The following is a 13,971-nucleotide window of genomic DNA, read 5'->3' on the forward strand; positions in this document are numbered from 1 at the left end:
CGCCGGTCTGGCTGCCGCGAAAGCCGCACACCAAGCAGGCCTTTCCAGCATTTTGATTTTGGAGCGGGATAAGGAATTGGGCGGCATTCTGAACCAGTGCATTCACAATGGGTTTGGTCTGCACCGGTTTAAAGAGGAATTGACTGGCCCCGAATATGCAGGCAGATATTTGGAAATGCTGGAAGGTACCGGAGTCCAGACAAAGCTGGATACAATGGTCCTGCAAGTGACACCGGACAGGCGAGTTTGCTGTATTAACCCACAGGACGGATACCGGGAATATAAAGCCAAAAGCGTTGTGCTGGCGATGGGGTGTCGGGAACGGACTCGGGGTGCCATTGCACTGCCGGGAGCACGGTGTGCGGGAATATTCACGGCAGGTGCGGCCCAGCGTTTCCTCAACATGGAAGGCTACATGGTCGGTCGGCGAGTGGTTATTTTAGGTTCTGGTGACATCGGTCTTATTATGGCGCGCCGCATGACATTGGAAGGTGCAAAAGTGTTGGCCTGTGTAGAGGTCATGCCTCATCCGGGTGGATTGACCCGCAATATTGTGCAGTGTCTGGAAGATTTCGACATTCCCTTATATTTGTCCCATACCATCACGGACATTCGTGGCAGCGAGCGTGTAGAACAGGTGACCGTGGCACAGGTGGACAAAAACCGGGTGCCGATACCGGGAACCGAACTGGTGTTTGACTGCGACACTGTGCTGCTCAGTGTGGGCCTGATCCCGGAAAACGAACTGACCCGTCAGGCTGGGGCACAGATGGATGGGCGCACTGGCGGTGCACAGGTCTGGGAGAATATGGAGACCAGCATTCCGGGCGTATTTGCCTGTGGAAATGTGGTCCATGTACACGATTTGGTGGATTTTGTATCCGCTGAAAGTGAGCGCGCTGGCCAGGCTGCTGCAGCGTTTGTCCACGGCGACATCTGTCAGGACGGTCCGGTGCTCCTGTTGCAAACAGGAGAAGGAGTACGTTATACGGTACCTCAAAAACTGCGTTTGGGCGGAGTGGAAAAAAATGCACAGGTGTATTTCCGCGTTACGCAGTCGTATGGAGCTTCGATGGTGCAGGTGAAGAGCGGTACCGAGGTGCTCGCTCAGTTCCGGCGCGAGCGTATGGCACCCGGCGAGATGGAGCGAATCGCACTGCCGCGGGTCCTGCTGGACAAAGCCGATCCGGATATGCCGCTGGTAGTGCAAGTGCAGGAGGGAAAAACATGAGAGAAGTGACTTGCATTGTGTGCCCGAAAGGGTGTCGGCTCAAAGTGGATGAGGAAAACGACTGGGCGGTCACTGGAAACGGCTGTCCCCGGGGCGCTGTCTATGGAAAGACAGAGTGTACTGCACCTACGAGAGTCGTCACATCGACGGTGTGCATTCAGGGTGGCACCCATCGGCGCATTCCGGTCAAAACTTCGGCGCCCATTCCAAAGGAAAAAGTGTTCCAGGCAATGGCGTTGTTGGACGATGTGTGTCTGCAAGCTCCGGTCAAAGCACACGAACCGGTGGTACGGAATGTGCTCGGAACCGGTGTAGATTTTATCACCACGCGGTCCATGGAAAAACAGAAACAATAACAAAATCCCCTCGGTCTGTTCAAGACCGGGGGGATTTTCGATATCCATGCCTTTTTCAAAATTAGAAAAGGGGTGCCAAAAGACGAAGCACTGCATCAAACAAAGCGCCGATGGCCGTGTGGTGAATGCGGCTAAGGCGCACTTCACGGCTTTTGGAAAGCGTATCGAGGGCATCGGCCTTTAAATCCAGTACTGCCGGATGGCGGTACAGGTACGTTCCGCACTCAAAATGCAGATACAGACTGCGGTAATCCATGTTGATTGTGCCGATCACAGCGGTTTCGTCGTCCGCCACATAACTTTTTGCGTGGATAAATCCAGGCGTGTACTCGTAAATGCGCACACCGGCTTTCAAAAGGGGCATGTAATGAGAGCGGGTCAGCCGATAGACAATTTTTTTATCCGGAATACCTGGCGTCACGATGCGCACATCCACTCCTCGTTTGGCCGCAGCACACAGAGCGTTTTTCATGATGTCATCGATGATCAAATAAGGGGTAAAAATATACACATAGCGTTTGGCCTGAGCGAGAATATCAATGTACACATTTTCAGCCAGCTCCTCACTGTCCAGTGGCGTGTCACCAAAGGGCTGTACAAATCCCTCGCCTGTAAAAGGCTGTGGATGGTACACATGCGGAAAAAACTGGCGCACATCCTCTTGGGCGTCTTCTTTGCGAAACGCATGCCACATGCTCAGGAACATCGCTGTAAAATTCCACACGGCCGGACCTTGCAGCCGAACGCCCGTGTCTTTCCAGTGGCCGTGGGGATGGGTATGATTGATGTATTCGTCTGACAAATTAATGCCGCCGTTGAAAGCGGTGTGGCCATCCACCACAAGAATTTTTCGGTGATCCCGATTGTTCATCATCAAAGACAACACGGGCACAAAGGGATTGAAGGGAAGACACCGGATCCCGCGGCGTTCCATCTCCCGCGGAAAACTCTGCGGCAGCAAAAACAAACTTCCCATGTCGTCAAAAATCAGGCGCACGTCCACGCCCGCAGCCGCTTTCCTAGTCAAAATTTCCAGGATGGAATCCCACATCTTTCCGGGCTGAATAATGAAATACTCCAAAAAAATGAAATGATGCGCGTTTTCCAATGCATCAAGCATATCTGAGTACATTTTTTCGCCCACAGAATAGTAACAAACTTCTGTGTTCCCAAAAACAGGCCATCCGCCCATCCGCTGAAGATAGCGGCTCAATCCTTCGGCGCGTCCATCGCTTTTTCCAATTTCGTCCAAAATTTTCGGATCTTGGACAAGTGTAGGCGCCAATGCTTTCTGAGAAGGAACAAGCTGTCGCTGCAGTGGCTTAGAAGGTCGTTTGTTCCCAAATAGGAGATACAAAAGTCCCCCCAGAAGAGGAAGAGCCATAATCAGGATGATCCAACCAATTTTATACGCCGGATTGTCGTCGCTGCCGATGAGATACAACACAATCAGAATGCTCAGCACTCCAAAAAAACCGCTGAGGAAAACAGAGTACCGCGTTAGCTTCATCAAGAAAAAGACAAACCAGCTTAACTGTACCAGAAGGAGAATGCCCGTAAGAAAGATTCGTCCGCACAAAAATTGCAGAATTTTTTTCATAAATACCTCTGTTTTATTTGGCCAGAATGTGTGTAAGCAAAGCGGCACATCCTTCGTTCACGTCCTGCCAGGTGGCGTCAAAATCGTCCGTATACCAAGGGTCTGCCACGTCCCGGGGATGGTCGGTAAAGTCCAGCAGAAGATGAATTTTTCCGGCACGATCCTCTCCAAACAGACGGTGCATGTCCGAAAGGTTTTCCCGGTCCATCCCAATGAGATAATCGTATTTGTCATAGTCCTGCCGACAAGCGAGCACAGCGACTTTTCCATCTGTGTAAATGCCTTGCTGGGCAAGTTTTTTACGGGTACCCTCATGAGGCGGCCACCCCAGGGCGTCCCGGTGTAAAGCGGCGCTTGCTGTCTCGATTTGATTTGACAGTCCCTTGCGCCGCACAAGATCGCGCATCACAAATTCCGCCATGGGCGACCGGCAGATGTTGCCGTGGCACAAAAATAGAATTCGAGTCATCTTTCAAAATCCCTTCCTGCGTTGTTCTTTTTCATTGTATCACAACCGCGGGATTTTTTACACTTTTGAAAAAAGAATCTGCTTTGCTCAGCCAATCGGCGGTTTGCCAGCATTTTTTCTTTGCAAAAGCCGCTGCTTGAACGCGCGAATTTGAGCGCTGTACCGACCGGTCATCATTACGCCGACCAGCAGAATGCCACAGGCGAATCCCAAACAGCAACTGCCCAGAGCCCCGTCTTCATGACCGGTAAAAATCAAAACGGTGTGCAGCACCGCGGCCAAAAAACCCGCTAAAAACAAAAAATGCATCCGGCGAGTCCATTTTCTCTTTTCTTCACTGCTGTAATCTGCCACTTTCAATACAGTCTCTTCCAGTTCTTTTTCCATTTTTTTCGCCCGCCTTTCTCCGTCCAGCAATTCTCGCAGATCCACATTGAAAAAGTCCGCCATCTCCATCAAAAGATCCAATTCCGGAAGATTGCTTCCGGTCTCCCATCGGGAAACCGTTCTGCGGGATACGCGAAATGCCTCTGCCATTTGTTCCTGCGTCCAGCCTTTGTTCTTGCGCAGTTCCTTGATAAAAGAACCTGTTTTGATCGGATCCACTTCCCACGCCCCCTTTCACGTACACAATAGCATGGATTCCTTGTTATGAACAGGACATATTTCTTCTCAAAATCCATTGTGACATGCCCTGTCGCATCAAAAAAGCGGCTTTCCCATGGGAAAGCCGCCCGATTCGTATCCAATTTGGTGTTGTCTTTTTGGTCAGCCGCAAACCGTTTGGTAAATACCCACAAATCCGGTAATGGTCACAATCAATACTAAGATGGGCGTCAAGTACCGGATACAGCCGATCCACACGCGGCGCAGGCGGAATCCCGGACATCCGTCTTCCATTTCGTCTGTGAGCTTAGTAAGATCCCATTTCCATCCCAAAAACCAGCACATGAGAATGCCACCCACCGGAAGCAGAATGTTGTCCGTTACCACACCCACAAAATCAAAGAAGGTGTATCCAAGAATCTTGAAATCCGCCAAGGGGCCGAAAGACAGGCTGCTTGGAATGCCCAACAGGAAAATCAAAAGTCCCATGATCAGCACTGCCCGGCGGCGGGGCCAGCCCCAATTTCCCACCACATAGGAGACGACCACTTCCAATAAAGCGATGGCACTGGTGATGGCCGCGAACAAAATCAAAATGAAGAAGGCCACTGCAAATACCGGTCCACCGGTCAGTGCGCCGAATACCTTGGGCAATGTGCCAAAAATCAGGCTGGGTCCCTGGCCGGGTTCCAACCCAAAGGAGAACACCGCCGGGAAAATGGCCACACCTGCCAAAACGGCCACCAGCGTGTCCATAATTGCTACATTGGCACAGCTTTTGGGAATGTTTTCACCCTTGGGCAAATAGCTGCCATACGTAATGGTGATGCCCATGCACAAACTCAAAGAGTAGAATACCTGCCCCAGTGCAGCGCTGATGGAAGACAGATTGAACGTGCCCTGCTCCGGCACAAAGATAAAGCGAAGTCCTTTGGAAGCACCCGGCAGAGTTACACTGCGAAGAATAATGATGAGAAGTAAAACAAACAGCAGCGGCATCATAATTTTGCTTACTTTTTCAATGCCGCGCACACCTTTCAGGCAAATGATCACCGTGGCACCCAAGAACAAAAAGAACCAGAATACCGCTTCCCAGCTTCCGGTAAATGCGTTAAAGTCCGCTGGTGCGGTGAAAGTGGTGGCGTAACTGACCAGATATTTGATCAGCCAGCCGCCGATCACACTGTAATAACTGAGAATGATGAATGCCGCCAAAACTCCGAATAGACCGGTGATGCCCGCCTTGGGATTCACCTGTCGGTAGCTGGACACAGGGTCCTTTCCCGTGTAACGTCCCAAGCTCATTTCCAGCATCATGACCGGAATTCCCAATATCAATACAAAAACAAGATAGGCGACCAAAAAGGAAAAGCCTCCATTGCGCCCCATCAAATAAGGAAATTTCCACAAATTTCCCAAACCCACGGCCGCTCCGGCCGTGGCCAGCACAAATCCCAGCCGGCTGGTCCACTGATTGCGATGATGTTCGTGTTTCATGATAAGCGTCCTCACAGAAAAATATCCAAAAAAGTCCGTATGGATTTCTATTGTAGCACGCTTTTGGCCGACAGGCCAGAGAAAACACGTTTTTTGTCACAAAAGAATGGGAACAGGCGCATTCAAAACCATGGACGCAGGGGTGACGCAGCAGTCGTAGGCAAATAACGAGACACCGGCATCTCGGGCCTTGCGCAGTGTTGCGGCAAAAGCAGGGTGGGTTTCCTCGTTGGGGGCAAAGGCATTCACGCCTTTCATTTGAATCACGAACAAGGCACATGCCTTATATCCCTCGGCAGTGCAGGCAATCAATTCTTCCAAATGCTTTATGCCCCGCTGGGTAGGCGCGTCCGGAAATAAAGCAAGACCGTTCTGCTCCAAAGTGACTCCTTTGACCTCCACAAAGATTTTGTCTTCTGAGGTTTCCAAATAAAAATCAAAACGGGAATTGCCCCACTTTGTTTCCGGGCGCACAAGCCGCGGCGGGCCAAACAATCCGCCTGCACGCAAAAATTCTTCGGCAGCCCGGTTAGGAGCCTGGCTGTCCATGTTGATCAAAAGATTTCCTTTTTCCACAGCTACCAAGTCGAAAAGTGTTTTTCGAACCGCGCCTGCAGGGGCTTTGTCCACGTACACGGTGGCGCCGGGCAATAGAAGTTCCTGGCAGCGGCCAGTATTTTTTACATGACACACCTGCACAACGCCATCCACTTCTACATGAGCAATGAAACGGCCCGGACGGTCCAGGAAAACACCTTTTTGAATCTGTTTGTATTGCATGTACTCACTCCTGTCCCAACCAGGCACGAATGGCATCCCGGTCCCCGTATTCTTCGAACAGGCTCAGTCCAAAGCAAAAAATTTTTTCATCTTCGCTCAGATTTTGTGGCAATGGAACGTGATCCCAAATCCATTGGGCAAGCTGTGCAGAGCGTTTTGGTTCCAAAGCGGCGGCCGCTTGTTCAAATGTCTTGGTCATTGTTCCACCGCCATGCGTAAATTTTTGAGCACTTTTTGGCTCAATAACTCAAAAGCCTGACTGGTCCGCCCGGCAGATACGCGCCGGCAACATACTTGAGAAAGTTCAAAAAAGTCCGACGGGACATTGCCGGCCGCCGCAGCCGTATCGCAAAAAAACAAATTGTTTGGCCGCCGTACCCAGCGGTTCAGGGCGGCGCTGTCAAATCCCGGTCCAATGGATGTGTTGAACAAAATCTTTCCATCGCCCAAAGCTTCAAATTCCGCCTCGCCCAACAAAAGCACGTTTTTGTTTAAGCACGTGCACACCACTTCGCTGTCCTGCAAAAGCTGTTTCAGCGGGGTAAACCGCATGTCCGCCGCCTCGGCATCGGGTTTTGGCGCGCGGCAATAGTAAGCGATATCGGCGCCCAAAAGTTGCAGAGCATCGGCAATCATACGCCCCGATACACCCAGTCCCACCATGCCTACTTTCAGGCCAGTGATCTCACGGGGGGCGTCAAATCGACAAGGCCGGTCAAATCCGTGAAACGTGTCAATCAGTTCGTGCAGCACATATTCTACTACACCTTTGTCGCCGAAATCCCGGATCCCCAGTACCTGAATGCCCCGCTCCCGCGCGCAGGGAATGTCCACATTGGCGCTCTCTTCTGAATATAAGCTGCAGCACATGCCAATGTACCGCAAGTTGGGACAGCGTTCGATGACCGCGCGGTTCAAACGGGAGGTATAATTGAGCAGCACGGCGTCCGAATCGCCAATGCGCCGCACAATTTCCTCGTCGTTGGCAGGAATATCCGAAAACAGGCAAACCGTTTTTGCATACTGGTGCAGCTCTTGCTCCGCGGCAGGTACCAACCCTACCGGTTCGATGGCGGTGAGTTTGCGAAACATAAACAACACTCCTCTCCCAAAGACATCCTGCGTTCAGTGTACCCCATCAAGACCCGATGCGCAAGATGCAAAAGGCCCCGGAAAATCCGGGGCCTTTTTATTTACAGTTTTTCAGCTACACTCCAGGCCTGCCACACCACAGTGCGCAGATTGCCCACTTTGCAAGCATCGCCGATCACATGTACATGTCTTCCGGCGGGGATGGCGGGAGCAGGCGTATAGCCCACCGACAGGATCACGCTGTCCGCAGGCACCGTGGTCAGGGTGCCGTCTTTTCCGCGTACGACCGCGTCCTTTTCCCGAATCTCAGCAACCGTGCTCTCAAGATAAACGGGAACTTTCTGATACTGGAAGAAATCCCGCAAATAGGAGGAATTGGCCAGGCACAAACCGCGCACGGCCATCAAATCATTCTTGGCCTCCACAATCACCGGCTTTTTGCCTTTGCGGAACAAATCGTAGGCAATCTCACAGCCGCTGAGTCCGCCGCCAATGATCAGCACGTGCTCACCGGTTTCTTTGCCCAGCAAATAGTCCACAGCATCCATGGCGCGCTCGCCGCCCTTGAGGGGCAGAGTCTTGGCCTTGGCGCCGGTGGCTACGATCACTTCGTCCGCGTCCAATTTCGAAGCATCGGTGATTTCCGTGTCATATACCACGGGGATCTTCAACGTTTCGATTTGACGGCGGTACCAGGCAATCAGTTCCTTGTCTTTCTCTTTGAAATCGGGTGCGGCTGCTGCAATGAACACACCGCCCAACTGATGGGTCTTTTCGTAAATCGTCACATGATGACCGCGTAAGGTGGCGATGCGGGCAGCTTCCATACCGCCGATGCCGCCGCCGATCACGGCAATTTTCTTGGGTGTGCGGGCAGGAACAATGTCAAATTTGTGCCCTTGCATCGTGGCCGGGTTCAAAGCGCAGCGGGCCATATGGCTGGCATCTTCGAACGTTTCGTCGTTGGCCACGCCCTTGTAATGTGCTAAGGGGAAGCAGGCGTTGTGGCAGCAGATACAGGGCTGGATATCCTCGGTGCGGCCTTCCCGCAGCTTGCGCACCCATTGGCCGTCCACAAGGAACTGACGGGCCACACCCATTGCGTCGATGCGGCCGTCTGCAATGGCCTCGGCTGCGACTTCGGGGGTCATGCGGCCGGCGCACACCACCGGAATGTCCACAAACTTGCGGATGTGTGCCACGTCTTCCAGGTTACAGTTCTGGGGCATGTACTGGGGCGGATGCGCCCAGTACCAGGCGTCGTAGGTGCCGTTGTCCGCGTTGAGCATGTCGTAGCCGGCATCCTGCAGATAGCGGGCGGCCTTTTCGCTTTCGGCCATGTCACGGCCCACTTCGGTGTACTCCTCCCCGGGCACTGCGCCGCTGCACAGACCTTTGGTTTTGCTGAGTACCGAATACCGCAGCGAAACGGGGAAATCCTTTCCGCAGGCGGCCTTGATGGCCTGTACGGTCTCCACAGCAAAACGGTACCGATTTTCAAAGCTGCCGCCGTATTCGTCGGTGCGGAAGTTTGTGTACGGCAGAGTGAACTGGTCCATCAGATAGCCCTCATGCACTGCGTGTACTTCCACGCCATCCACGCCCGCCTCTTGGCAAAGCTTGGCGGTTTTGGCAAAGGCCTCGACCATCTGGTGAATCTCTTCTTTGGTCACCTGGCGGCACATCACATCCTCTGCCCAGCGGGAGGGAAGAGGACTGGGGGACGCACAGATGTAGGATGCATCTACAATGGGTTTGGCCAAGGTGCCGAGAGCCTTGTTGCGCAAAAGCACAGACAAAGCTTCTGTGATAGCAAAGCTGCGGCCAAAACCGGCGGTCAATTGTACGAACAGCTTGGAACCTGTTTTGTGAAAGGTGTCCATGTAAGGTTTCAACTGCCGGAACATGCGGGGGTTCTGGTACAGCCAGCGGCCTCCGATGGTGTCCCGCAGAGGGGCGATGCCCGGAATGATCAGTCCGACATCGTTGTTGGCCCGTTCCAAAAAGAACTCAGCCGCCACTTTGTCGAAGTGATTGGGCTCCATCCAGCCGAACAGAGAGGTGCCGCCCATCGGGCACATCACAATGCGGTTTTTGATTTCTACATTGCCAATCTTCCAAGGGGTAAACAGTGCTTCATATTGTGCATCCATACCCATTACCTCCTTTTTATTCTGCCACAGGCACGTCGATTTCCAAGTCACTCAGCGGATAGCTCACGCAGGGATGGATGAAGCCGAATTTCCGGTCCGCCTCGCGCCGGCCGTCCCGGCCATCGGCAATGCGGAATTCGCCTTTCAGCCATTTGCTGTGGCAGAAGCCGCAGCCGCCGGCACGGCATTTGTTGGGTGCATCCAGCCCGGCCCGTTCCATAGCCGCCAGCAAAGTCTCATCCTCCCGGGCGTCCACGGTGTGCACCTGGTCACGCATGTGTACGGTCAGCCGGAAAGTGCGGGGCGCATCCATTTTTAATGAGCCGCAGCAGGTGGCGTCTTTGTGCACCGCTTTCAGGGGCAAATGATAAGGTTCCAGCTCTTTCAACACAAAGCTGTACATAGCCTGCGGTCCGCACAAAAAGAAGGTCACATCGGTCAAATCTACGTATTTTTTCATCAGCTCCGCGCTGATAAAGCCGTGCTCATAGCCGTCTTTCTCCTCATCGCTGAGCACCTGTACCACGCGCAGTCCCTTTACGGCCAAATCCGCCAGCTCCGCGGAATAAGCCAGGTGCTGCGTGTCCCGGGCGCCGTAGAACAGGATCATTTCATAGTCTTCGTCCCCCTCAGCCATGCTGCGTGCCATGGACAACAGCGGGGTGATGCCGCTGCCGCCGGCAATGCCCACAATGCGGTGTTTGTCCCGCAGGGTCTCGTAATGGAACTCGCCCGAGGGTTCGGTCATGCGCATCCGGTCGCCGGGTTTGGCGCGGGTGCACAGATAGTTCGAGAAGAAGCCAGCGTTTTCAATTCCCAAAACCAGTTTGCCTGCCAGCGCATCCCGGGGGCTGGAGGCAATGGAGTAGGGCCGGCTCACAAGGCTGCCGTCCACCTCTGCCTGCAAAGAAACATACTGGCCCGCCCGGAAGAAGGGAAACGCCTCCTCATCCACCCGGCGAAAGGTCAGCTCTGTCATGTTGGCACTCAAAGGACGTACAGCCGTCAATTCTACGTCCATGTAACCTGGGTGCAGACGATGGGCCAGCTCATTGGTGCGATAGCTTTGGGGCAGTGGGGTAGCGGCCCCGGCCGCCAGCGCAGCGCGCCGGTTGGGCACCAGCTTTTTAAAGCGCAGCATGTCTTGAAACCCGAACAGTTGTTTTTTGAATTTCATCTTATCGCACCTCCCGTTTCAAATCGCCCACGGTCTGCCGGCCGGACAAATCACCGGACACATAAGCGCTGGAGTAACCGCTGGAGCGCATGGCGTACCCGCCCGCAAAACGCAGGCCTGGGAACAATTGCGCATCCTCCTTCATCATCATCATGCGGGGCATCAGGCTGTCCCAATCGGCGGTTTCGTAACCGTAAATCACGCCTTCGGGATGGCCGCAGTAACGGGCGTAGGTAGTGGGAGAAGCCACGGCAATTTCTTCAATGGAATCCCGGATAGAGCAGCCAGTCTCCCGCTCAAATACCCGAATCATGTCGTCAGCCACTTGGTCTTTGGCCTTAAAATAGTCGGTTTCGCTGACGTTTCCCCAGTCGTCGGACATGAACATGGTGGTGAAGTACATCATGCAAGTGCCCTCCGGTGAACATTGGGGATAGGCATTGTTCAAACACACGGTGGCCTGTACGTGATTGGTGCTCACCTTGCGCATCATATCGTATTGCTTTACGGAATCGGCGGTGTCATAAATGAAATAGTTGTGGCTCTTGATGCCCAGCTCCTCGGCCGATTTGTTCAGTCCGAGAAACAGAGTAAACCCGCGGCCTGCGAAGGTTCGAGAATTGGTGGCGCGCACCATTTTTTCTGTGACAGATTTTTCTTCCAGCATCTTACCAAAGACAAGATGAGGAGAACAGTTGGCAATTACGTGCCGGGTGGGAATTTCAGTGCCGTCGGAAAGACGTACCGCGCGGATGTGGTTTTCGCCGTCGGTAAGGATTTTTTCGGCCCGGGCCAGATACCAGATATCGCCGCCCAATTCCCGGATGCGATCATCCAATGCCAAACTGATTTCATGCGAGCGCATTTTCGGCATCCAGGCATCTCGAGTGATGTAGCGGATCACCATGGAGCCGTAGTGCAAAAAGCTCATGCGGTCGCAGTCTACACCCAGATAGCACCAGTAAGCGTTGAGAATATCCTGGGCCTTTTTGGGCATGTGCAGCGCATCCAAAACCTCGTTGACCGAGTAACTTCCCGCCTTAATGAAATTGGGGAAATGGGATTTCATATATTCTGAATCGGTGTTGCCATTGACCGAGTTTGAGTAAGTTTGGGCGTCTCGCACCTCGTTGCAAAGCTCAAAAAACTCTGTCACGGATTTGCGGGAACCGGGCACGTACTCTTCCATCTTGTTTACAAAGGCCTCGATCCCAAAAGGCATCACGCAGTCGTACTGCTTGTCAGTGGTAATGAGATGGTAAGCTTCGGGAATACGGATCCAGTCGATTTTGTCCTCTACCCCCAGGTCTCGAAACAGCGTGCGGATGTCTCCGGGCTGCTCAGGTGACCCAAAGTCGTTCAGCTCATGCAAACTGGCCTCAAATTCAAACCGGCCCCGCTTGAAGCTGGTGGCGAAGCCACCGGGCAGATTGTGTTGCTCCAGCACAAGGCAGGAGTATCCACCCTGCAGTACGCGAATGGCAGCGGCCAGACCGCCGTTGCCGGCACCAATGACCACTACGTCATAGTCTTTTACACTGCGTTTTTCCATAAGAACCTCCTTATAAAATCAGGTTTCGAGAACGAGCCAGCCAGTATTGCAACTCCTCTTCACTGGCAGCCTGCTTGTAGTGACGCAGCATGATGGAGTAGAACTCCCGCAGCTCGTCGCCGATTTGTTCATCGCTCATAGTCCGGTATCCCGTGGCGATCATCACCCCCAGTCCGTAACAGTGATACTGCATCTGACGATGCATCTCTCTGGCTCGCTGGGGCGTCATTTCCAGATTGCGGGCCAAAAGTTCCACCGTCTGCTCCAGATTGGCATCATCCAGCAGCGTCTGGTCGGGTGCACGCCGCCTTAGGTACAGAAAACAGAACAATTCACTCTCTTGCCGGGCAAAAAAGAGAAATTTCAGCCCGAACTCCTTATAACTGGTGTACTGAAAGCGTACATACGTGTCTCGGATGTACTCCGCCAGTTCTTGCCGAAGTTGCTCCTGACTTCCAAACTGAGAATACAAAGGCTGGGTGGAACATCCCAACTCGGTGGCGATGGTTCGCACCGACAAAGCTCCCGCGCCTCGATGTTGAATCACCCGGACCGCAGCCTGCAAAATATCCTGTTTTGAAATGCGTGTGCGCCGCATAGTCATTCCTTCTTAAAATAACATGTGTTATATTTACGAGTTCATTGTACCGCCTTTCAAGGGAAAATGCAACAAAAAAAGCAGGCGAAAAGCCTGCTTTTTTGGGGAAAATCAAATTTGAGGTGCTTCGGTGAAACAGTGCATGTGCAGTGGTCCCAGCACTTTTAGTCCTTCGCCCAAAGCAAAGTCATGTCCTTGTGCACGTTGCTGTGCCTGCATGGTGAAATACACCCGATACAATCCCAGCATCTCTTCGTTTAGCTGAGTGTGGTGCAGGGCCATGGCTGCAAACTTTTTCTCGAAGGTATCACTCACGTCCACTACTGTATTGGGTTCCTGAGTAAAGTAAAAGCCGATGGCCGAAGGCTGCCAGGGTTGGGTCTGAGTGCCCCGTGGATATTGCGCCAATGCCGTAGAGATAAACGCCTGGGCAGTGGCTTTTCCGGTGACGATGTGGTCCTGATGAGCTTCGTACCGAGCCCAGGGGTCCGGGCAAAACACCACGTCCGGCCTTATGGTGCGCACCAGTTCGCCGATGCGGCCAGCCAGGACGGGGATGCTTTCCAGCGACCCGTCGGGCAAATCGAAGAAGTGGAACTGAGTGGCCCCCAGGGTTTTTCCCGCGGCCATAGCTTCTTCCCGGCGCAGCGAAGCCAATTGAGCAGGGTCCATGGGTGCACCCTGGCAGCCCAAATCGCCGTTGGTCACGGTGAGATAATGAATCTCACATCCTTTGGCGGCCAGTGCGGCAATGGTGCCACCCATACCAATTTCATTGTCGTCGGCGTGGGGCTGAATGCACAGCGCCCGTTTTGCATTCAGAATCTCCGGTGGGGTGAAAAAAGCAGAAACGTCCATAG

The 13,971-nt window shown here is 53.2% G+C and carries 14 protein-coding genes; 2 read left to right on the plus strand and 12 right to left on the minus strand.

Translation table 11 applies throughout. The annotated features are described in order from the left end of the window. Positions 1-1,231: NAD(P)/FAD-dependent oxidoreductase (locus AB5H98_RS04835; RefSeq protein WP_367924794.1), on the plus strand; the 1,231-nt coding region annotated here is incomplete at its 5' end. Then, a complete protein-coding gene (locus AB5H98_RS04840; RefSeq protein ID WP_367924795.1) occupies positions 1,228-1,587 on the plus strand; it encodes a DUF1667 domain-containing protein in 360 nt (119 codons plus the stop codon). The genes AB5H98_RS04835 and AB5H98_RS04840, both read left to right, overlap by 4 nt. 61 nt (positions 1,588-1,648) lie before the next feature. Here the strand turns inward: AB5H98_RS04840 and cls are convergent, their stop codons facing one another. From cls to AB5H98_RS04900, 12 genes are all read right to left on the minus strand, one after another. Further along, positions 1,649-3,187 carry a cardiolipin synthase gene (gene cls, locus AB5H98_RS04845; RefSeq protein WP_367924796.1) on the minus strand — a complete coding sequence of 513 codons (1,539 nt, stop codon included), beginning with the start codon at positions 3,185-3,187 and terminating at the stop codon, positions 1,649-1,651. Positions 3,188-3,200: 13 nt separating this feature from the next. Beyond that, entirely contained in the window at positions 3,201-3,656 is a 456-nt protein-coding gene (locus AB5H98_RS04850; RefSeq protein WP_367924797.1) for a low molecular weight protein-tyrosine-phosphatase, read from the minus strand. A gap of 87 nt (positions 3,657-3,743) precedes the next feature. Next, positions 3,744-4,262 (minus strand): helix-turn-helix domain-containing protein, encoded by a 519-nt coding sequence (locus tag AB5H98_RS04855; RefSeq protein WP_367924798.1) that lies wholly within the window; start codon positions 4,260-4,262, stop codon positions 3,744-3,746. Between the two features lie 162 nt (positions 4,263-4,424). Further along, on the minus strand, positions 4,425-5,759 hold the full coding sequence (locus AB5H98_RS04860) for a sodium-dependent transporter (protein ID WP_367924799.1): 1,335 nt from the start codon (positions 5,757-5,759) through the stop codon (positions 4,425-4,427). A 96-nt stretch (positions 5,760-5,855) separates the two neighbouring features. Continuing rightward, positions 5,856-6,539 (minus strand): DNA/RNA nuclease SfsA, encoded by a 684-nt coding sequence (gene sfsA, locus AB5H98_RS04865; protein WP_367924800.1) that lies wholly within the window; start codon positions 6,537-6,539, stop codon positions 5,856-5,858. A gap of 4 nt (positions 6,540-6,543) precedes the next feature. Continuing rightward, positions 6,544-6,738, minus strand: coding sequence for a hypothetical protein (locus tag AB5H98_RS04870; RefSeq protein ID WP_367924801.1), 195 nt, complete (start codon positions 6,736-6,738; stop codon positions 6,544-6,546). Next, entirely contained in the window at positions 6,735-7,631 is an 897-nt protein-coding gene (locus AB5H98_RS04875; protein ID WP_367924802.1) for an NAD(P)-dependent oxidoreductase, read from the minus strand. Before AB5H98_RS04875 ends, AB5H98_RS04870 begins: the two co-directional genes overlap by 4 nt. A gap of 101 nt (positions 7,632-7,732) precedes the next feature. Then, positions 7,733-9,784, minus strand: coding sequence for an FAD-dependent oxidoreductase (locus tag AB5H98_RS04880; protein ID WP_367924803.1), 2,052 nt, complete (start codon positions 9,782-9,784; stop codon positions 7,733-7,735). 16 nt (positions 9,785-9,800) lie between these two features. Continuing rightward, entirely contained in the window at positions 9,801-10,961 is a 1,161-nt protein-coding gene (locus tag AB5H98_RS04885; protein WP_367924804.1) for an FAD-binding oxidoreductase, read from the minus strand. Between the two features lies 1 nt (position 10,962). Continuing rightward, the gene (locus tag AB5H98_RS04890; protein WP_367924805.1) at positions 10,963-12,513 is read right to left on the minus strand and encodes a phytoene desaturase family protein; all 1,551 of its coding nucleotides are present in this window, start codon (positions 12,511-12,513) and stop codon (positions 10,963-10,965) included. A gap of 10 nt (positions 12,514-12,523) precedes the next feature. Next, positions 12,524-13,111 carry a TetR/AcrR family transcriptional regulator gene (locus tag AB5H98_RS04895; RefSeq protein ID WP_367924806.1) on the minus strand — a complete coding sequence of 196 codons (588 nt, stop codon included), beginning with the start codon at positions 13,109-13,111 and terminating at the stop codon, positions 12,524-12,526. Positions 13,112-13,222: 111 nt separating this feature from the next. After that, positions 13,223-13,969, minus strand: a complete 747-nt coding sequence (locus AB5H98_RS04900; RefSeq protein ID WP_367924807.1) for a PIG-L deacetylase family protein — start codon at positions 13,967-13,969, stop codon at positions 13,223-13,225. Positions 13,970-13,971 lie beyond the last annotated feature (2 nt).

The organism is uncultured Ruthenibacterium sp. (assembly GCF_963558415.1).
Lineage (GTDB): Bacteria > Bacillota > Clostridia > Oscillospirales > Ruminococcaceae > Ruthenibacterium.

Excerpts from the sequence above, each read along its gene's own strand:
- AB5H98_RS04840 (WP_367924795.1), top strand. The coding sequence starts at position 1,228 with ATGAGAGAAGTGACTTGCATTGTGTGCCCGAAAGGGTGTCGGCTCAAA.
- cls (WP_367924796.1), bottom strand. The coding sequence starts at position 3,187 with ATGAAAAAAATTCTGCAATTTTTGTGCGGACGAATCTTTCTTACGGGC.
- AB5H98_RS04850 (WP_367924797.1), bottom strand. The coding sequence starts at position 3,656 with ATGACTCGAATTCTATTTTTGTGCCACGGCAACATCTGCCGGTCGCCC.
- AB5H98_RS04860 (WP_367924799.1), bottom strand. The coding sequence starts at position 5,759 with ATGAAACACGAACATCATCGCAATCAGTGGACCAGCCGGCTGGGATTT.
- sfsA (WP_367924800.1), bottom strand. The coding sequence starts at position 6,539 with ATGCAATACAAACAGATTCAAAAAGGTGTTTTCCTGGACCGTCCGGGC.
- AB5H98_RS04870 (WP_367924801.1), bottom strand. The coding sequence starts at position 6,738 with ATGACCAAGACATTTGAACAAGCGGCCGCCGCTTTGGAACCAAAACGC.
- AB5H98_RS04875 (WP_367924802.1), bottom strand. The coding sequence starts at position 7,631 with ATGTTTCGCAAACTCACCGCCATCGAACCGGTAGGGTTGGTACCTGCC.
- AB5H98_RS04880 (WP_367924803.1), bottom strand. The coding sequence starts at position 9,784 with ATGGATGCACAATATGAAGCACTGTTTACCCCTTGGAAGATTGGCAAT.
- AB5H98_RS04885 (WP_367924804.1), bottom strand. The coding sequence starts at position 10,961 with ATGAAATTCAAAAAACAACTGTTCGGGTTTCAAGACATGCTGCGCTTT.
- AB5H98_RS04890 (WP_367924805.1), bottom strand. The coding sequence starts at position 12,513 with ATGGAAAAACGCAGTGTAAAAGACTATGACGTAGTGGTCATTGGTGCC.
- AB5H98_RS04895 (WP_367924806.1), bottom strand. The coding sequence starts at position 13,111 with ATGCGGCGCACACGCATTTCAAAACAGGATATTTTGCAGGCTGCGGTC.
- AB5H98_RS04900 (WP_367924807.1), bottom strand. The coding sequence starts at position 13,969 with ATGGACGTTTCTGCTTTTTTCACCCCACCGGAGATTCTGAATGCAAAA.